Annotated in this window: 1 protein-coding gene; it reads right to left on the reverse strand. The window is 34.6% G+C overall.

Annotated features, from left to right (window positions below; all coding sequences use genetic code 11):
• Positions 1-635: fructose-bisphosphatase class III (locus V7659_RS27360; protein ID WP_335543229.1), on the reverse strand; the 635-nt coding region annotated here is incomplete at both ends.

The following is a 635-nucleotide window of genomic DNA, read 5'->3' on the forward strand; positions in this document are numbered from 1 at the left end:
ATACCAGACCATATCTGTCGCAAGATCATCTGTCTCTTCAGGATGTGCAAAAGAATGGCGTAAATAATGTTCAAAAACATCCAGTAAATCACGGCCTGAATAGGTTTTATTTTCAATCACCATTTTCCCCATATTCCCATCTTCATCTAAAGGAATACAACCATGTATTAATAGGTTCCCGTTATATTTTAAATACAGGCTCCCTTTTTTCATTAGGAAATTCATATGTCTGGCCAGCTTTTCTGAATGTTGGATAGAAAATAATAATTTTTCCATAACCTGCTTTTCTTCTTCTAATAATTGATCAGGCTGCTCTGGATTTACGGTTGCAAAGCAAGTATTTTCTAAGGGGTAAGTTTTCCCATAAAACGTTATTTCGTTTTTGTCATAATCAATTTTCTCCAGCAAAAGCCTTTCTGACATATTAAAATTCGGGCGTCTCTTTATAATAGGCATTTCGAGCTTAAACTGAATCATTGCAATTGCTTGATGAATTTTCGTTATTTGTAATTTTTCATGATCAGATAGTTTCTTTTCTGAATGTAGCTTAGGTCTGAAGGCTGGATTGTCCTCATAGTATTTCTCCGCAAGATTCAGCAGGGGTCTAAGATTGATTCCATATACATCTTCAATAA

The sequence above is a fragment of the Neobacillus drentensis genome (assembly GCF_036966985.1).
Classification (GTDB): Bacteria; Bacillota; Bacilli; order Bacillales; family Cytobacillaceae; genus Neobacillus; species Neobacillus drentensis_E.